The sequence below is a fragment of the Streptomyces sp. NPDC001135 genome (genome assembly GCF_053598395.1).
In genome coordinates this window covers 52,236-70,520 of sequence record NZ_JBSFKD010000017.1, presented here as the reverse complement: position 1 = coordinate 70,520, position 18,285 = coordinate 52,236, and the positions used below count along the sequence as shown (strand labels likewise).

At 72.4% G+C, this 18,285-nt stretch carries 15 protein-coding genes; 4 read left to right on the top strand and 11 right to left on the bottom strand.

From position 1 onward, the window contains the following. Window positions 1-185: 185 nt before the first annotated feature. A complete protein-coding gene (locus tag ACWC94_RS21525) occupies window positions 186-1,622 on the bottom strand; it encodes a diaminobutyrate--2-oxoglutarate transaminase family protein (RefSeq protein WP_450798419.1) in 1,437 nt (478 codons plus the stop codon). 445 nt (window positions 1,623-2,067) lie between these two features. Here ACWC94_RS21525 and ACWC94_RS21520 point away from each other — a divergent pair, with 445 nt between their 5' ends. Beyond that, window positions 2,068-3,291 (top strand): trypsin-like serine peptidase, encoded by a 1,224-nt coding sequence (locus tag ACWC94_RS21520; protein WP_450798418.1) that lies wholly within the window; start codon window positions 2,068-2,070, stop codon window positions 3,289-3,291. A gap of 120 nt (window positions 3,292-3,411) precedes the next feature. Here ACWC94_RS21520 and hflX read toward each other — a convergent pair whose 3' ends face one another. From hflX to miaA, 6 genes are all read right to left on the bottom strand, one after another. Then, entirely contained in the window at window positions 3,412-4,902 is a 1,491-nt protein-coding gene (gene hflX, locus ACWC94_RS21515) for a GTPase HflX (RefSeq protein ID WP_450798417.1), read from the bottom strand. Between the two features lie 158 nt (window positions 4,903-5,060). Further along, the gene (locus tag ACWC94_RS21510; protein ID WP_450798415.1) at window positions 5,061-6,713 is read right to left on the bottom strand and encodes a M1 family metallopeptidase; all 1,653 of its coding nucleotides are present in this window, start codon (window positions 6,711-6,713) and stop codon (window positions 5,061-5,063) included. Window positions 6,714-6,844: 131 nt separating this feature from the next. Further along, window positions 6,845-9,115: a RelA/SpoT family protein gene (locus tag ACWC94_RS21505; protein ID WP_450798413.1), complete on the bottom strand. Its 2,271-nt coding sequence runs from the start codon at window positions 9,113-9,115 to the stop codon at window positions 6,845-6,847. Window positions 9,116-9,399: 284 nt separating this feature from the next. Further along, window positions 9,400-10,269, bottom strand: coding sequence for a diaminopimelate epimerase (gene dapF / locus ACWC94_RS21500; protein WP_450798412.1), 870 nt, complete (start codon window positions 10,267-10,269; stop codon window positions 9,400-9,402). Window positions 10,270-10,315: 46 nt separating this feature from the next. Further along, window positions 10,316-10,942, bottom strand: a complete 627-nt coding sequence (locus tag ACWC94_RS21495) for a hypothetical protein (protein ID WP_450798551.1) — start codon at window positions 10,940-10,942, stop codon at window positions 10,316-10,318. Between the two features lie 107 nt (window positions 10,943-11,049). Beyond that, window positions 11,050-11,988, bottom strand: a complete 939-nt coding sequence (gene miaA, locus ACWC94_RS21490) for a tRNA (adenosine(37)-N6)-dimethylallyltransferase MiaA (protein WP_450798411.1) — start codon at window positions 11,986-11,988, stop codon at window positions 11,050-11,052. A 183-nt stretch (window positions 11,989-12,171) separates the two neighbouring features. Between miaA and ACWC94_RS21485 the strand changes: the two genes are divergently transcribed. After that, window positions 12,172-12,465: a hypothetical protein gene (locus ACWC94_RS21485; RefSeq protein ID WP_450798410.1), complete on the top strand. Its 294-nt coding sequence runs from the start codon at window positions 12,172-12,174 to the stop codon at window positions 12,463-12,465. 23 nt (window positions 12,466-12,488) lie between these two features. Beyond that, window positions 12,489-12,767 carry an antitoxin gene (locus ACWC94_RS21480; RefSeq protein ID WP_450798409.1) on the top strand — a complete coding sequence of 93 codons (279 nt, stop codon included), beginning with the start codon at window positions 12,489-12,491 and terminating at the stop codon, window positions 12,765-12,767. Window positions 12,768-12,924: 157 nt separating this feature from the next. On the opposite strand, the gene ACWC94_RS21475 is transcribed toward ACWC94_RS21480, so the two are convergent. Continuing rightward, the gene (locus tag ACWC94_RS21475; RefSeq protein ID WP_450798408.1) at window positions 12,925-13,971 is read right to left on the bottom strand and encodes a GlxA family transcriptional regulator; all 1,047 of its coding nucleotides are present in this window, start codon (window positions 13,969-13,971) and stop codon (window positions 12,925-12,927) included. Between the two features lie 143 nt (window positions 13,972-14,114). Here ACWC94_RS21475 and ACWC94_RS21470 point away from each other — a divergent pair, with 143 nt between their 5' ends. Continuing rightward, the gene (locus tag ACWC94_RS21470; protein ID WP_450798407.1) at window positions 14,115-14,945 is read left to right on the top strand and encodes a dienelactone hydrolase family protein; all 831 of its coding nucleotides are present in this window, start codon (window positions 14,115-14,117) and stop codon (window positions 14,943-14,945) included. A gap of 236 nt (window positions 14,946-15,181) precedes the next feature. On the opposite strand, the gene ACWC94_RS21465 is transcribed toward ACWC94_RS21470, so the two are convergent. The 3 genes from ACWC94_RS21465 to miaB all read right to left on the bottom strand — a co-directional run bounded on the left by ACWC94_RS21465 (window position 15,182) and on the right by miaB (window position 18,092). Then, window positions 15,182-15,895, bottom strand: coding sequence for a class III extradiol dioxygenase subunit B-like domain-containing protein (locus tag ACWC94_RS21465; protein WP_450798406.1), 714 nt, complete (start codon window positions 15,893-15,895; stop codon window positions 15,182-15,184). A 319-nt stretch (window positions 15,896-16,214) separates the two neighbouring features. After that, window positions 16,215-16,502 carry a hypothetical protein gene (locus ACWC94_RS21460; RefSeq protein WP_450798405.1) on the bottom strand — a complete coding sequence of 96 codons (288 nt, stop codon included), beginning with the start codon at window positions 16,500-16,502 and terminating at the stop codon, window positions 16,215-16,217. A 57-nt stretch (window positions 16,503-16,559) separates the two neighbouring features. Then, a complete protein-coding gene (gene miaB / locus ACWC94_RS21455; protein WP_450798404.1) occupies window positions 16,560-18,092 on the bottom strand; it encodes a tRNA (N6-isopentenyl adenosine(37)-C2)-methylthiotransferase MiaB in 1,533 nt (510 codons plus the stop codon). Window positions 18,093-18,285 lie beyond the last annotated feature (193 nt).

Here is an 18,285-nt window from a genome sequence, read left to right as displayed (position 1 = left end):
GAGGAGCGAGCCGGCACGGGGAGCGGGCGTGAACGAGAGGGCTGCGGGTGGGTCAGGGGAGGCCGCTTTCGGCCGGAATCTCTTTACAGACCGGAGCCTCTGTACAGGGGGGAAGTCGGGGTGAGGAAGGGAACGGTGGCGAGGGCTGGTGGCCGCCCGACGGCTGGGCGGTGTCGGTGCGGCTCTCAGCCCGCGTGCTGGGCGGAGTCGTGGTCTCGGCTGCCGTGTGGGCCGTGTTCCTCGTGGGTGCGGGCCACCGCCGCCACCGCGTCGGTCAGGCGGTCCAGTACAGCTTCCGCCTGTTCGTCGCTGATCGTGAGCGGTGGAAGCAGCCGGACCACGGCCGAGTGCCGGCCGCCGAGTTCGACGATCAGGCCTCGCTGGAGACACTCCCGCTGAACGGCCGCGGCGAGTTCGGGCGCGGCCCGACGCGGTGTGCGGACGGGCTCAGGTCCGGCGGGCACGGGACGGTGGTCGTCGGGCCCGGCTCCGGTGCCTTCCGGGTCGACCATTTCGACCCCGATCATCAGCCCGCGCCCCCGCACCTCCCCTACGCACGCGAACGTGCCGGTGAGTTCCCCGAGTCGGTCCAGCATGCGGGAGCCGAGGGCGGCGGCGCGTTCGGCGAGGCCGTTCTCGCGGACATGGATGAGGGTCGCGGTGCCCGCGGCCATGGCGAGTTGGTTGCCTCGGAAGGTCCCCGCGTGGGCGCCGGGTGGCCAGACGTCCAGATCGTCGCGGTAGACGATCACGGCCAGCGGCAGGCTGCCGCCGATGGCCTTGGACAGGACCATGACGTCGGGGCTGATGCCGCTGTGTTCGACGGCCCAGAAGGCGCCGGTCCTGCCGACGCCGGTCTGGATCTCGTCGGCGATCAGCGGGATGGACCGGTCGGCCGTGAGCTGCCGCATGCGGCGCAGCCAGTCGTCCGGCCCGGGAATCATCCCGCCCTCGCCCTGGACGGGTTCGAGGATCATCCCCGCGGGCAGGGGCACGCCGGACTTGGGATCGTCGAGGAGGGACTCGGTCCAGCGGGCGGCGAGTTCGGCGCCGCGCGGTCCGCCGACGCCGAAGGGGCAGCGGTAGTCCTGCGGGTAGGGCAGGCGGGCGACCTGGATGTCACGGGCGCCGCCGGAGGCGGCCAGGGCGCCGGCGGTCATGCCGTGGTAGGCCCCGGTGAAGGCGAGGATGCCGGTGCGGCCGGTCGCCGCCCGGACCAGTTTGAGGGCGGCCTCCACGGCATCGGTACCGGCCGGTCCGCAGAACTGGACCCGGGCACGGTCGGCGAGGCCGGGCGGGAGGGTGCGGAAGAGTTCGGTGATGAAGGCGTCCTTGACGGGGGTCGCCAGATCGAGGACGGAGAGAGGAGCACCGGAGTCGAGGACCCTGCGGATGGCTTCCAGCACGACCGGATGGTTGTGGCCGAGGGCGAGTGTCCCGGCGCCGGAGAGGCAGTCCAGATAGCGGCGGCCGTCGGCTCCCTCGATGGTGAGTCCTCGCGCCCGGACCGGCACGATGGGCAGGGCCCGGGCGTAGGTGCGGGCGGAGGACTCACGCGCCGACTGGCGTCTGAGGATCCCCTCGTGCGCTGCACGCGTTTCCCCGTGCAAGCCTCCAGCCATCGACTCCGTTACGGCCACGGCGCGCTGTCCTCCCCGCTGTTCAGAGCGTGTTGATCCGCGGGGACCGGGTGCAAGGCAGCTGGCCCCCCACCGCTACAACCCCGGACCGTTCGACGGGTTACGGGTTCACTCAAGATCCTTGGCAGGACGGGGAGGTGGCACGTGTCGTGCGCGGCGCGGGAGGGCTCGACGGGTGGATGGGGCCGGCGTTTCGCGGGGCGATAGCGGTGACTGGATGTCAAATCGGTAGATCTCCGGATGATTGGCCAGGTCAGACGGCTTGTAGCCGAACCGTTGCCGTTCCGTCGGAACTCCCCCACAGCGAGCGCATAGTGTGTGATGCCGTTCCCAGACGGTCGTGGGACCGGCGTGAACTCCCCGCGAGTTCAGGGCCGGTGTCGCGTCCGAAGCGCCACACACCTTCATCACAGGGGGAGTCACAAGCATGCGATCCATACGGCCGTCGTTCACCGTTCGGCGAGGAAGGGGCCCCCGCCGCACCTCCCCCGCACTGGCGGCGGTCGCGCTCGCCTCGACGCTGGCGCTGACCGCCACCGCCTGCAACGGCGACGACAACGCCGGCGGCACCCCGACCGCCTCCGCGACCGCGGCCGGCATCGGCGACGGAAAGATCAAGATCCCGGACGACCTCAAGAAGAGGCTCAAGGAGCACGGGATCGACATCGACAAGTGGAAGCACGGCGCCTGGCAGAACTGGAACAAGCAGGACTGGCTGCGCGAGGCCAACGACTTCATCAACCCGATCATCAAGGGCCTGTGGGACCCGGACCGGATGCGTCACGCCAACGACCCCAACAAGGGGGTCAACGACAACGACATCTCCGGTGACCAGGGAGTGACGGACCCGACCCCGCAGCCCGTGAAGGCCCGGGCGGTGGCGCCGCCTTACCACACCAACGCGGCCACCTCCGGCAAGGTGTTCTTCGACTCCCCCGAGGGTCACATGGTGTGCTCGGGAACCGTCGTGGAGGATCCCGCGCACCCGGGCAAGTCGAACCTCGTCTGGACGGCGGGTCACTGTGTGCACGCCGGCAAGAACGGCGGCTGGTACCGCAACATGGCCTTCGTGCCGTCGTACAACAACTCCGGCAAGTCCGTCGCCCAGCTGCAGAACGCCAGCAGGTCGGAGATCGCCCCGTACGGCGTCTGGTGGGCGGATGCGGCGAAGACCTCGCAGCAGTGGATCGACCAGGGCGGTGAGACCGGCGGCAACGGTGCCTCCTACGACTACGCGGTGATCCATGTGACGCCGGAGCAGGGCAACGGCGGCAAGTCGCTGGAGGAGACGGTCGGCGGGGCGCTGCCGGTGAACTTCAACGCTCCGGCGGTGCCGAAGGTGAAGAGCATCACCGCGTCCGGCTACCCGGAGGCGGCTCCGTTCGACGGCCAGCTGCTCTACCAGTGCGCGGACAAGCCGGGCCGGCTGTCCCTCGCCCAGGCGGACCCGACGATGTACCGCATCGGCTGCACGATGACCGCCGGCTCCTCCGGCGGCGGCTGGGTGGAGACCGGTTCCGACGGTAAGCCGGCCCTGGTGTCCAATACGTCCATCGGCCCGGTGACCTCGGGTTGGCTCGCCGGTCCTCGGCTGGGCTCCGTGGCCAAGGGTGTGTACGAGTCGGTGAGCAAGAAGTTCGCCGGCCGGTAAGGCCGGGGAGCGTCCGCGCCCACGCTGCGGAGCCGCCTGTTGATACGGCCCCGCGCCCCTGACGGCGCGGAAAGGCCCGCCCCCTGGGAACAGGGAGCGGGCCTTTCGTCCAGCCGTGGGTCAGGCCGCCGAGACCGGTGCGTACGGTGCCAGGTCCGCCGCCAGTTCCTCGTGGACCCGGACCTTGAGCAGGGTGCCCTCCGCGGTGTGCTCCTCGGAGATCACCTCGCCCTCGGTGTGGGCGCGGGCGACGAGCTTGCCGTGCGTGTACGGCACGAGCGCCTCGATCTCGACCGACGGGCGCGGCAGATCGTTGTCGATCAGGGCGAGCAGTTCGTCGATGCCCTGGCCGGTGCGGGCCGAGACGGCGATCGAGCGCTTCTCGACCCTGAGCAGCCGCTGCAGGACCAGCGGGTCGGCCGCGTCCGCCTTGTTGATCACGACGATCTCGGGGACGTCGGTGGCGCCGACGTCCCGGATCACCTCGCGCACGGCGGCGAGCTGCTCCTCCGGGTCCGGGTGCGAGCCGTCCACCACGTGCAGGATGAGGTCGGAGTCGCCGACCTCCTCCATGGTGGAGCGGAACGCCTCGACCAGGTGGTGCGGCAGGTGCCGGACGAAGCCGACGGTGTCCGCCAGCGTGTACAGCCGGCCGCTCGGGGTCTCCGCCCGGCGGACGGTCGGGTCCAGGGTCGCGAACAGGGCGTTCTCGACCAGGACGCCGGCGCCCGTGAGGCGGTTGAGCAGGGAGGACTTGCCGGCGTTGGTGTAGCCCGCGATGGCGACGGACGGTACCTTGTTGCGCCGGCGCTCCTGGCGCTTGATCTCGCGGCCGGTCTTCATCTCCGCGATCTCCCGGCGCATCTTCGCCATCTTCTCGCGGATCCGTCGCCGGTCCGTCTCGATCTTGGTCTCACCGGGGCCACGCGTGGCGAGGCCGCCGCGACCGCCACCCATCTGCCGGGACAGCGACTGACCCCAGCCTCGCAGCCTCGGCAGCATGTACTGCATCTGCGCGAGCGCGACCTGCGCCTTGCCCTCCCGGGACTTGGCGTGCTGGGCGAAGATGTCCAGGATCAGGGCCGTACGGTCGATGACCTTGACCTTGACGACGTCCTCCAGCTGGATCAGCTGGCCCGGGCTCAGCTCACCGTCGCAGACGACCGTGTCCGCGCCCGTTTCGAGGACGATGTCCCGCAGCTCCAAGGCCTTGCCGGAGCCGATGTACGTGGCCGCGTCGGGCTTGTCGCGGCGCTGGATGACGCCGTCGAGCACGAGCGCGCCCGCGGTCTCCGCGAGGGCGGCCAGCTCCGCGAGGGAGTTGTCGGCGTCCTGGGCGGTGCCCGTGGTCCACACCCCGACGAGCACGACCCGCTCCAGGCGGAGCTGTCGGTACTCGACCTCGGTGACGTCCTCCAGCTCGGTGGACAGGCCGACCACGCGGCGCAGGGCCGCGCGCTCGGAACGGTCGAACTGGTCTCCGTCCCGCTCGCCGTCGATCTCGTAGCTCCAGGCGACGTCCTCTTCCATCAGGGCATCGGCCCGAAGGCCCTCGGGATAGGCGTGCGCGAGGCGCTTGGCGTCCTGGGAAGGGGAAGAAGAGGAGGTCATTGGATCCTTACGTCGATGGGATGCCGTTACGGCGTCGGTACGGCGGCCCCCGCGGGACCGCTGCTTGGGTCAACGCACGAGTACCCCGGGAGATTCCCGTGTCCCGTCTCGCGCCGACCTGACGATGGTCGCACGAGGCGGCACGTCTCGTCACCGTGTTATCGCCTGGTCCTCGGCTCGGCCGGCTTCGGCGACCCGACCGGTCCCGAGGGGTTCCGGTGCGGCTGCGGTGCTCTGGCCTGCCCCGATGCCTTCCCGTGCGCCTTCGGCGCCTTGGCCGGGCCCGACGCCTTCCTGGCCGGCTTGCCCGACTTGGCCGGGTCCGACGCCTTCCAGTCCGGGTGGCCGGGCATCGGCGGGGTCTTCTCGCCGTACAGCCAGCCCTTGAAGAAGCCGCTCAGGTCGCGGCCGGAGACCGTCGCGGCCAGCCGGACGAAGTCGTCGGTGGTGGCCGTCGAGTCCCGGTGCGCGCGGGCCCATTCCCGCTCCAGCCGCTCGAAGGCCGACCGGCCGATCTCCTGCCGCAGGGCGTAGAGGACGAGTGCCGCGCCGTCGTAGATGTTGGGCCGGAAAATGCCGATCTTCTGGCCGGGGTCGGGCGGCTTGGGCAGGCCGGGCGGGCCGCCGGCCGCGCGCCAGCCGTCGGAGGCGGCGTACGCGGCCTTCATGCGGTTCGCCAGCGACCGGTGCGCGGTCTCCTCGGCGTACAGCGCCTCGTACCAGGTGGCGTGCCCCTCGTTCAGCCAGACGTCGGACCAGGTGCGGGGGCTGACGCTGTCGCCGAACCACTGGTGGGACAACTCGTGCACCATGATCGCCTCCTTGTACCACTGGGGCAGGGAGGACTCGGTGAACAGGTTCTTCTCGAAGAGCGACAGGGTCTGGGTCTCGAGTTCGAAGCCGGTGGACGCCTGCGCCATGAGCACGCCATAGGTCTCGAACGGGTACGGGCCGACCTTGCCCTCGAGCCAGGCGATCTGGTCGGGCGTCTTGGCGAGCCAGGGTTCGAGGGCCTTGGCGTCGGCGCTGGGCACGACGTCGCGGACCGGCAGTCCGTGCGGCCCCTCGCGGTGCAGCACGGCGGACCGGCCGATGGACACCTGGGCCAGCTCGGTGGCCATGGGATGGCGGGTGCGGTAGGTCCAGGTGGTCGTGCGGCCGGCCCGGTGCACACCGGCGGGCAGACCGTTGGCGACGACGGTGTAGCCGTTCGGGGCGGTGACGTGGAAGGTGAACATCGCCTTGTCGGACGGGTGGTCGTTGCACGGGAAGACCAGGTGGGCGGCGTCGGCCTGGTTGGCCATGGCGAGGCCGTCGGAGGTGCGCACCCAGCCTCCGTCCTGGTCCTTGGCCGCGGCGGGATCGCTGGTGTGCTTCACCGTGATCCTGGTCCAGCTGCCCTCGGCGAGGGGGTGGTCCGGGGTGACGACCAGGTCCTCGCCCGCGCTGGTGAAGCCCGCGGGATGTCCGTCGACCTCGACGGACCGCACGGTGCCGTGCGCGAAGTCGAGGTTGATCCGGTCCAGGTCGTCGGTGGTCCAGGCGTCGATGGTGGTGACGGCCTGGAGCGGCTTGTCGTTGGTGCCGGGATAGGTGAGCGACAGGTCGTACGACGTCACGTCGTAGCCCGGGTTGCCCAGGTACGGGTAGAGCCGGTCGCCGACGCCGAGGGGCTTGGCCGGGGTCCCGGCGGCGAGGAGACAGACGGAGACGGCGGAGGCGAGCAGGGCGGCCTTGCGGTGCCGGGAGACAGGGGGCTGAGTTCGCGCCCGGGAGCGGGCGCGGCGGTTGAAGCGTGGGGTGAGCGGCATGCACCACCGCTACCAGTGCGCTCCGGCGCTACGACGGCGACGCGCGCCCGACCCACCCGAACGGGTCCTGTGACGGCCGTACCGGGCACCCGCGTCACGCCCGGCGTCCGTTCGTCACGCTCCGGCGTCCGTCAGGGGGTGGGGGCCTGGTGCTGGGCGCGGGCCACGTCGTAGACGCCGGGGACGTCCCGCATGGCGCGCATCAGGGCGGGCAGGCGGGCCGCGTCGGGGAGCTGGAGGGTGTAGGTGTGCCGTACCCGCTGCTGGCTGGGCGGTTCGACGGTGGCGGAGACGATGTCGACGCCCGCCGAAGCGATCGCCTCGGTCAGGTCGGCGAGCAGATGGGGGCGGCCGAACGATTCAGCGACCAGCGTGACCCGGCACTCGGTGGTGGCCCCCCAGCGCACGTCGATCTCCGTGCGCCCCCGGCCCTTCATGTGCGCCACGGCAGCGCACTCCAGCCGGTGCACGGTCACCACTCCCCCGCGGACCGCGAAGCCGGTGATCTCGTCCGGGGGCACGGGCGTGCAGCACCCGGCGAGCCGCACGGCGGCCCCGGGCCGGTCCGCGAGCACGTCGGCGCGCCGGGGGCGGGACGCCGGGGCTCCCCCGGGACGAAACGGGATGGTGTCGTTGGCGGGAGTGGCGGCAGGGCGGGGCGGGGCGGTGCCGTCGGCGGGGGCGGCGGCGTGCGCGGGGTGAGGCGCGGCGGCGTCCTCGGCGGGTTCGGCGCGTGCGCCGGTCGTCTCGTCCGTCCCGTTGCCGCCGCCGGGATGCGTCGCCAGCCAGCGCTGGATGGCGATGCGGGCGGCCGGGGTGTGGGCGTGCTCCAGCCATTCGCGGGAGGGCTCGGAGGCCGGGTCCTGGCCCATGAGGAGCTGGACGGTGTCGCCGTCCCGCAGGACGGTGCTGAGGGTGGCCAGGCGGCCGTTGACACGGGCGCCGATGCAGGCGTGCGCGTCCTCGCCGTACTGGGCGTAGGCGGCGTCCACGCAGGTGGCGCCCTCGGGCAGGCCGAGCGTGCCTCCGTCGGGGCGGAAGACGGTGATCTCGCGGTCCTGGGCGAGGTCCTCGCGCAGCGTGGACCAGAAGGTGTCGGGATCGGGCGCCGCCCGCTGCCAGTCGAGGAGGCGGGAGAGCCAGCCGGGGCGGGTGGGGTCGGCGCGCTCGCCTTCGGCGGGGACCTCGGAGGCGGGAGCGTCGGAGGCGGGGGCGTACGGGTTGCCGAGGGCGACGACGCCGGCCTCGGCGACCTTGTGCATCTGGTGGGTACGGATGAGGACTTCGACGACCTGGCCGTCCTGGCGGGCGACGGCGGTGTGCAGCGACTGGTACAGGTTGAACTTCGGTACGGCGATGAAGTCCTTGAACTCCGAGACGACCGGCGTCATACAGGTGTGCAGTTCGCCGAGGACGCCGTAACAGTCCGCGTCCTCCGCCACCAGCACCAGCAGGCGGCCGAAGTCGGTGCCGCGCAGCTGTCCGCGTTTGCGGGCCACACGGTGGACGGAGACGAAGTGCCGGGGGCGGATGAGGACTTCGGCCTGGAGGCCGGCCTCGCGCAGCACCCCGCGCATCTCGTCGGCGACCTCGGCCAGCGGATCGTCCGGGCGGGCGGCGTTCCCGGCGATCAGCTCCCGTGTGTGCTCGTACTCCTCGGGGTGCAGGATGGCGAAGACCAGGTCCTCCATCTCCGTCTTCAGGGCCTGCACGCCGAGGCGTTCGGCGAGCGGGATGAGGACGTCGCGGGTGACCTTGGCGATCCGCGCCTGCTTCTCGGGGCGCATCACGCCGAGGGTGCGCATGTTGTGCAGGCGGTCGGCGAGCTTGATCGACATCACGCGCACGTCGCTGCCGGTGGCGACGAGCATCTTGCGGAAGGTCTCGGGCTCGGCGGCCGCTCCGTAGTCGACCTTCTCCAGTTTCGTGACGCCGTCGACGAGATAACGAACCTCCTCGCCGAACTGTTCCCGCACCTGATCCAGCGTCACGTCGGTGTCCTCGACAGTGTCGTGGAGCAGCGAGGCCGTCAAGGTCGTGGTCTCGGCGCCGAGTTCCGCGAGGATCAGGGTCACGGCGAGCGGGTGGGTGATGTACGGTTCGCCGCTCTTGCGCATCTGGCCGCGGTGCGAGGACTCCGCGAGGACGTAGGCGCGGCGCAGCGGGTCAAGGTCCGCGTCGGGGTGATGGGCGCGGTGCGCCTCCACGACATGGCCGATGGCGTCGGGCAGCTTGCCGCGGACGGCGGGCCCGAGCAGCGCGGCCCGGCCCAGCCTTCGCAGATCGAGCCGTGGCCGGGACTTCCTGCGGTCCGCCCGGGGCATCGCGGGGGCGGTGGCCGCCGCGGATGCTGTGGGCGTTACCGGGCCAGGGGTCGCAGGGTTCGTGGCCTCCGCACTCATGGGCACCTCCGGCTCGTGGACCGGCGGACGGGGGCCCCAGGGCGTACGCGGCTCAGGGATGGCGACGTTCCCCCGTCCGTGCCGGTGCTTGATGCTACCGAGCCCACCACGTGCGACCGACCGCCTCTCGGCGAGCGTGAAACGGATCACCCATTCGAGCGATGGAAAGGAGGTTTAGGGTTTGCGCCATCTGCCCTCGAAACGCCCGCCGTTGGGAGCACCGCCGGTCGCGGGAAACCGCTGATCCGGGAGTCGGCAAGCGTCTTCCGCGTGGTTCCGCCGGGTCAGCGAAGAGCGTTTTCCAGCCATTCGCCGTCGATCTCACCCTTGGCGACGATCACGGCGGGTCCGGTCATCTCGATCTGGCCGTCGGGCCGCTCGGTGATGACCAGGCGACCGCCGGGCAGGTCGACGGTGTACGTCGCCGGGGTGCCGGTGACGGCCGGGTCGGCGCCGTCGCGCCGGGCGGCGGCCACGGCGACGGCGCAGGCGCCCGTGCCGCACGAGCGGGTCTCACCGGAGCCGCGCTCGTGCACCCGCATGGCGACGTGGCGGGGGCCCCGGTCGACGACGAACTCGACGTTGACCCCTTCGGGGTAGGCGTCGGCCGGGCTGAACGGCGGCGGGTCGTACAGGTTGCCGGCGTGCGCGAGGTCGTCGACGAAGGCGACCGCGTGCGGGTTGCCCATGTTCACGTTGCGCGCGGGCCAGCTGTGCGCGCCGACGCTCACCGTGACGTCGCCCTCCGGCAGGCGGGCACTGCCCATGCCGACGGTGACGTCACCGTCCTTCGCGAGGTGCACGGTCTTCACACCCGCGCGCGTGGCGATCGTGAGATCACCTTCGCGCACATGTCCGGCGTGCTGGAGGTAGCGCGCGAACACACGGACTCCGTTGCCGCACATCTCGGCGACCGAACCGTCGCCGTTGCGGTAGTCCATGAACCACTCGGCCTCGGCCGCCATCGACCTGGCCTCCGGGTGCGCGGCCGAGCGCACCACGTGCAGCACCCCGTCGCCTCCGATGCCGGCTCGGCGGTCGCACAGGGCGGCGACGGCGGCCGGGCTCAGGTCGAGGGCGTTCTCCGGGTCCGGGACGATCACGAAGTCGTTCTCGGTGCCGTGGCCCTTGAGGAAGGCGATCCGTGTGCTCATTCCTCGATCGTACGGGTTCACTCCGCCCGGGTCGGCCGAAGGAGGTTCAGCGCAACCGTGCCACTCGCCAGACGGCGAGCAGCACCACCACGGCCACCAGGAGGACGTACCCGAGTACGACCCGCCAGTCGGGGCGGCGGTCGGAGCCCCGTGCGGGCAGGCCGGGCCAGGTGTAGCCCACCCTGCGGGCGGCCATCATGGCCCAGCCGGCGGCGCAGGAGCAGATCAGCAGGCCGAGCATGGCGATGACGGCGCCGCTGTCACCGAAGTCGAAGGCGAGCGGGAAGGCGAACATCAGGGAGCCGACGGCGGACAGACCCACGATGGGGGCGAGCTGCCAGAGGCGCAGCCGGCGCTGCGGGCGCAGCTCGACCTCGACCTCCGGACCGCCCGGGTACATCTCCTCGGGCTCCGGCCCGTCGTCGGTCACACCGTCCGGCGTCTCGTCGGGGCCGTCGTCCGTCAGCCGGGCTTCGACGAGGGCGTCCTCGGCGCGCCGGTCTCCGGCCGACCGCTCCGGACCACCGAGGAGGTCTCCGCCCGGACGGCCTTCGGTCCGTCGGTTCCCACCCGGGCAGTCTCCGGTCGCACGGCCCTCGGCCGGGTCCGGTTCGTCACCCTCGGTGGTGACGTGCTCGGCACTCTGTGCGGTGTCGCGAGGGCCGGCCTCCATCGCCACGCGCCCTCCCAACTAGGCTCCACTTGGTCGATCGAAGCTCGATGATGGCACGGCCCCGAAGGCCGCGATGACCGGCGGCGCATCCCGATGCCATGACGTGATCAGGCTGTAACCGGTCGTTCGACCAACGCCAGGGCCTGCTGCGGAAGTTCCCCGCGATCCGCCACGGCCCCGCTCAGCCAGTGCACCCGCGGATCGCGCCTGAACCATGAATCCTGGCGGCGCGCGAAGCGCTTGGTAGCACGGACGGTCTCGGCCAGCGCTTCCATTTCGGTGCACTCCCCGGCGAGCGCCGCGAGGACCTGCTGGTAACCCAGCGCACGCGACGCCGTGCGCCCCTCGCGCAGCCCCTGCGCCTCCAGTGCCCGCACCTCGTCCACGAGGCCCGCCTCCCACATCCGGTCGACGCGGCGCGCGATGCGCTCGTCCAGTTCCGGACGAGCCACGTCGACGCCGATCTGGACGGTGTCGTAGACGGAGTCGTGACCTGGCAGGTTCGCGGTGAAGGGCCGGCCGGTGATCTCGATCACCTCCAGCGCCCGGACGATACGACGGCCGTTGCTCGGCAGGATCGCGCGCGCGGCCTCCGGGTCGGCGGCGGCCAGGCGGGCGTGCAGCGCGCCGGGGCCGCGCAGGGCCAGCTCCTCCTCCAGGCGGGCCCGGACCTCCGGGTCGGTGCCGGGGAACTCCAGGTTGTCCACGGCCCCGCGGACGTACAGGCCGGAGCCGCCGACCAGGATCGGCCAGCGGCCCTCGGCGAGCAGTGCGTCGATCCGGGCGCGGGCCAGCTTCTGGTACTCGGCGACGGAGGCGGTGACCGTCACGTCCCAGATGTCCAGGAGGTGGTGCGGGATGCCGCCGCGCTCCTCGGGCGTCAGCTTGGCGGTGCCGATGTCCATCCCTCGGTACAGCTGCATGGAGTCGGCGTTGACGACCTCCCCGCCGAGCTGTTGGGCCAGGAAGACGCCGAGATCGGACTTTCCGGCCGCGGTGGGTCCGACGATGGCGATGACGCGGGGGCTGGGGGGTGCACTGCTCACCGCACCAGTCTCGCAAACCTCCTGGCGGTGCCTCGAACGAGTTACGTGACGGGTGGGGTCGCCGGTCGTTGCCCGTGGCGAGATACCGCCGTCCGGCCCACCGGAGGCGGTGACCCGGGCGGCGCAACCGTACGCACCGGGTAACGCGGGAATTCGCCCGCACGAGTACCGTATGGAGTGGATATGGGCGTTTTTGCACGACTCCTCGGCAGGTCGAAGGTGACTCCGGAGGCGTCGGTCGCCGAGGCGGAGGCCGGCGCGGAGTCGGCAGGGGCCGAGGCGGCGGAAGCGGAGTCGGCGGAGACGGAGGCGGCCGGTTCGGCGGAGGCGAAGGATTCGTCCGGGGACGGGAGCGAGGACGTGGCGGCCGACTCCGACGCCGGTGCGGACGACGCGTCCGACGGCTCCGGCATCCCCAAGCAGCAGTCCGCCGAGGAAGCCGCCGACAACGAGGCCGGCGAGGGCGCCCGCAGGTAACTGCCCGCGAGGGAAGGTGGACCATGGGTCTGAAGGACAACATGAAGGCCAAGCTCGGCCCGGCCAGGGACAAGGTGTCGGACCTCGCCCGGCAGCACGGGGACAAGGTGCAGCACGGCATCGACAAGGCCGCGAAGGTCGTGGACGAGCGGACCAAGCACAAGTACAGCGACAGGATCCAGGCGGGTACCGGCAAGGCCAAGGAGGCGATGGACCGCCTCGCGCACAAGGAAGGCCCGCACACGGTCACCGGCGATGCGACGCCCCCCGCCCGTCCGGAGGGCCCGCCACCGGCTTCCTGAGTCTCCCGTTGAAGGGCATATGGATCGGCGGACGGTCGTGGAGCACAGGCGCTCCCGGCCGTCCGCCGTTTCGCACGTGCGGCGGGGGTGCCCAGGAGTGCGCTGCGCGTCTGATGTGCATGGCGCCGCCAGGCAGACGGGAATGTGACGACAGGCCCTAGCCGCCGCCGTCCGGGTCGGAGGCCCGGGCCGTGCGGCGGAAGGCGGCCCGGTAGGAGCTGGGGCGGTGGCCGGTGTGGCGGGCGAAGAGGGCCGCGAAGGTGCCGGGGTCCTGGTAGCCGACGGCCGCGGCGACGGCGGCGACGGTTCGGTCGGTGGTCTCCAGGAGATGGCGGGCGCGGCGGACCCGGGAGGCCTGCAGATGGGCCAGCGGGCTGCGCCCGGTCTCTTCGGCGAAGCGGCGCAGCAGCGTGCGGGTGCTGACCCGGAAGGCGTCCGCGAGAGCGGCGAGGTCGTACCGCTCGGCGAGGTTCTGGTCGAGCCGCCGCATGACCCGCTGGGAGAACTCCCGGCCGGGCTGCGGGAGGAGGCGCTGGTCGACGTACGGGGTCTGGGAGGTCCGCACGTCGTCGACGAGCGCCAGCCGTGCGGTGGTGCGGGCCACCCGGGCGCCGTCGTGCCGGCGGATCAGGTCCAGCGCGAAGTCGTACATGGCGCTGAAGGCGGCCGTGGTCGTCACCCCCGTGTCGGTGACGACCAGGTACTCGGGCCGCACGTCGGCGTCCGGGCAGCGCCTGGCCAGTTCACCGGCGTACAGCCAGGAGGTGGTGGCCCGGCGCCGGTCGAGGAGCCCGGCCTCGGCGAGCAGGAACGCGCCGACGCAGAGGGAGACGACGGCGGTACCGGCGGCGGCCTGCGCGCGGATCGCCGCGATCTCGGGGGCGAGCCGGGCGAGCCGGGCGTCGAGGTCCGCGTCCGGGCGCAGTTCGAAGCCGGGGACCACCAGGACGTCGACCTCGCGCAAGGGACGCACGTCCAGGCTCGCGCCGCCCGAGGCGGTGACCCGGCGGCGGGGCGAGACGACCGCCACCCGGTAGCCGGGCGCGTCCGGTCCGGCGACATGCCCGGCCATCGTCAACAGGTCGGGGACGCCGAACACCTCGGACGCGAAGCAGCCCGGGTACGCCAGGACCCCGATCCGCAGCGCACCCGGTCCGGCGCCCGGAGCCGCGCCGTCCCCCGCCTGCCGCACCACCTCCGCCATCGCTCCCGTACCCCCTCGTGTCCCCCGCCCCGGGTCGCGGACGGATCGCGTACCGCTCGCCCGATCGCGTGTGGCGAGATTACCCCCGGCCTCGGCGATCCCGCCCCTCACCCGGCGGGCGGCCCCAGGACCAGGCTGGCCCCATGAGCGACGACGATCCGATGACCGACTTCACCCGCCGGAGCGTGGCCGTGGAGGGGGTGGAGAAGACGGTGTACGTGGCCGGGGCCGGGCCCGCGGTCGTGGTGCTGCCCGAGATGCCGGGCATCAGTCCCGACGTCCTGCGGCTCGCACGCTGGGTGCGGGACACGGGCTTCACTGTCCATGTGCCCTCCCTGTTCGGGACGGACGGCGCCTTCCCCACGGTCGAGGGCGGCCGGGACGTAGTCCGCCGCGCCTGTGTCAGCGCGGAGTTCCGCGCCTTCGCCGGGGGCGGCACCAGCCCGGTGACGGTCTGGCTGCGCGGCCTGGCGCGCCAGGCCCACAGCGCGTGCGGTGGGCCGGGGGTGGGCGCGATCGGCCTGTGCTTCACCGGCAACTTCGCCCTCACCATGGCCCTGGAGCCGGCGGTGATCGCCCCGGTGGTCAACCACCCGTCGCTGCCGCTCGACGACCCCGGCGGACTGGAACTCGACGCGGCGGACGCGCGCGCGGTGCGCGACCGGCTCGACCGCGACGGACTCACCGTCCTCGCCTACCGCTTCGAGGGCGACCGCTGGTGCACGGGGCAGCGGTTCGCCGCCTACCGCGCGCTGCTCGGCGACGCCTTCGACGGGCGCGTCCTGCCGGACAGCGCCGCCAACCCGGCCCCGCCGCCCTTCTTCGCCGACCTGGTCGGCACCCCGCACAGCGTCGTCACCGCCCATCTCGTCGACGAGGCCGGCCATCCCACGGTCCGGGCCCGTGACGAGATCCTCGCCTTCCTCACCGACCGCCTGCACCCGCACGGGAACCGGCCACTGCCCGCCGGCTGACCGGGCCTGCCCGGTCCGCCGGACGCCGCCGCCTCGCGGTCATCTCCCCGCACCGGCACCCTCGCCCGGCCCGCTCAGTGATCGACAACCCAGCTGGGGCCACGTGGCCGAGACGGACCCCGCCGGGGCCGGATCGCCTCCCCGTACCCGGGCAGCGCCAGATCGCCACCCCGTACGCCGCCGGGCCAAGGGGCCGCGACGACCCTCGCGGGGGACAGGTCGCCGGCACGAAGTCGCTAGGACCAGGTCACGACCACGTACCCGACGCCGTACGGCGCGTCCTCGTACAGCAGCGCGCCGGCGAGGTCCGCGCCCTCGGCGGCGCCGGACAGGACCTGCCAGGGGGCCCGCCCGGAGGCCTTCAGTTCGTACGCCAGCCCGGCGTCCAGTGCCTGGACGGCCGCCACGTCCGCCGCACCCAGCGCCCGCGCGACCTCCGCGTCGAAGGGTGCGGCCCGCTCGTCCAGGTAACCCGGGGCCTTGACCGTGCGGCACGCGCTGGCGTCCCCCATCACCAGCAGCGCCACCCGCCCGGCCCGGGCGCCGATCTCCCTGCCGACTTCGATGCACCGCTCAGGCGCGAGCGGTTCCCCGACACCGAGCCCCTCGATCGGGGCATCCGCCCACCCCGTCCGCTGCAGCAGCCACGCGCCGACCGCCAGCGAAGGCGGCAGCTCGCGTCCGGCGACGGGGTCCGTCACGGGACCGAGCCGTACGTCCAGGTCGACCCCGAACCCGCGGAAGGATCCCCGGGCGCCCTGCGGAAACGATCCGCGCCCGCCCTGCTCGGCGGGTCCGACCACCACCAGGAGGTCCGGGCGGGCCGCCGCGAGCACACCGAGCGCGTCGGCACAGGCCGAGCGCGCGTCGTCCATCTCGGGTGCGGCACCCGCGGCGACCTCGGGTACGAGCAGCGGAGGACAGGGACAGACTGCGGCGGCGACAAGCATGAGCGGCAGGGTACGCGGTCGGGCGGTCCGACGCCGTGGCCGTCCGGCGGACTGGTGTGGCGGTCGGGGATCCGGCAGGTCCGGGACCAGTGGTCGGACGGCCTGACGGCCCGGCAGCGATCAGGCGGGTGGTGGCGATCAGGGGCGATCAGGGCGGCGGCGGCCCGCGGTCGCCGGTCGGACACCTCGACAGTCTGACGCCCTCACGGTCGGCGGGCCCGACCGGTGGCGATCAGACGGATCGCGGCCTGGCGGTCCCGCAGCGCAGCGCTTCGGCGGCCCCGCAGCGCAGCGGTCCGGCAGCCCGGTGTTCCGGTGGTCAGTAGGTGATCGGTCCCGAGTCCCACTCCAGCTCGGTGAACAGGAAGTGGTACGTGAACACCCCGCCGGCCGAACCGTCCCCGACCAGCATCCAGCCGTCACCGGTGCGGTACCGGCGCATCCGCACCGGATACCGCGGGTGCCGGGGCTGGTACAGGCGTACCAGCTCCCCGAACCGTGCCTCGGCCTCCTCGCGCGTGCCGTCGATCGTGGCCATCAGCTCGTACTGCCTGCGGTACGGCCCCTCACCCGGCGGTTTGTCCAGCAGCAGCGCCCATCGAGGCATCAGCCCGTCCCCGTCCCCCGTGTGCACATTGTCGACAAGTAGTCAGGCTGGGCCGGGTCAGTCGCAGCCGCAGCCGGAGCCCGTGGCGACCGGCAGCGGGGCCGGTACGCCGATCTTCGGCAGGCCCAGCATGACACCCGCCGGCTTGGCGGCCTCGGCGGCGTTGCGCTTCTCCCAGGCGTCTCCCGCACGCGTGCGGCGCACGCCGAGGACGGCACCCTCCGCGAGGAGGTGGTGCGGGGCGGCGTACGTCACCTCGACCGTGACCACGTCACCGGGACGGACCTCCTGCTCCGGCTTGGTGAAGTGGACCAGCCGGTTGTCGGGGGCGCGGCCGGACAGGCGGTGCGTGGCGCCGTCCTTGCGGCCCTCGCCCTCGGCGACCATCAGCTCCAGCGTGCGGCCGACCTGCTTCTTGTTCTCCTCCCAGGAGATCTCCTCCTGGAGGGCGACGAGCCGCTCGTAGCGCGCCTGGACGACCTCCTTGGGGATCTGGTTCTCCATGGTCGCGGCCGGGGTGCCGGGCCGCTTGGAGTACTGGAAGGTGAACGCCTGCGCGAACCGCGCCTCGCGGACGACGTGCAGGGTCTGCTCGAAGTCCTCCTCGGTCTCGCCGGGGAAGCCCACGATGATGTCGGTGGTGATCGCGGCGTGCGGGATGGCGGCGCGCACCTTCTCGATGATCCCGAGGTAGCGCTCCTGCCGGTACGAGCGGCGCATCGCCTTCAGGACCGTGTCCGAACCGGACTGCAGCGGCATGTGCAGCTGCGGCATGACGTTCGGCGTCTCGGCCATGGCGGCGATGACGTCGTCGGTGAAGTCACGCGGATGCGGGGAGGTGAAGCGGACGCGCTCCAGGCCCTCGACGTTGCCGCAGGCGCGCAGCAGCTTGCTGAAGGCCTCGCGGTCGCCGATGTCGGAGCCGTAGGCGTTGACGTTCTGGCCGAGCAGCGTGATCTCGGAGACGCCCTCGGTGACCAGCGCCTCGACCTCGGCGAGGATGTCGCCGGGGCGGCGGTCCTTCTCCTTGCCGCGCAGGGCCGGGACGATACAGAAGGTGCAGGTGTTGTTGCAGCCGACGGAGATCGACACCCAGGCCGCGTAGGCGCTCTCGCGCCGGGTCGGCAGGGTGGACGGGAAGGCCTCCAGCGACTCGGCGATCTCGACCTGCGCCTCCTCCTGCACGCGGGCGCGCTCCAGCAGGACCGGCAGCTTGCCGATGTTGTGCGTGCCGAAGACGACGTCCACCCAGGGCGCCTTCTTCACGATGGTGTCCCGGTCCTTCTGCGCGAGGCAGCCGCCGACCGCGATCTGCATGCCGGGCCGGGAGGCCTTCCTCGGCGCGAGCCGGCCGAGGTTGCCGTAGAGCCGGTTGTCGGCGTTCTCGCGGACGGCGCACGTGTTGAACACGACCACGTCCGCGTCCCCGTCCGATCCCTCGGGGGCCCGCACGTACCCGGCGTCTTCGAGCAGCCCGGCCAACCGTTCGGAGTCGTGGACGTTCATCTGGCACCCATAGGTGCGGATCTCGTAGCTTCGAGTAACGTCCACTTCGTCCACCGCTCCGGCCCGGTCACTGCTGCTGGTCATGGCTCAAGGGTAGGCGCTCGCCGGGGCAGCCCACCGGCCCAGGGTGTTCACCCGGTCGGATCCCGATCACGGCGTCGCGGTCGTGGGCGGACCGCGCAGGGCCGCCGCCACGGTGCGGGCGGCGGGCATCCGCGGGCCGGCCCGGAAGGGCGGCCCCTGCCGGCCCGCACGGAGCGGCGCATCGCGGTACCGG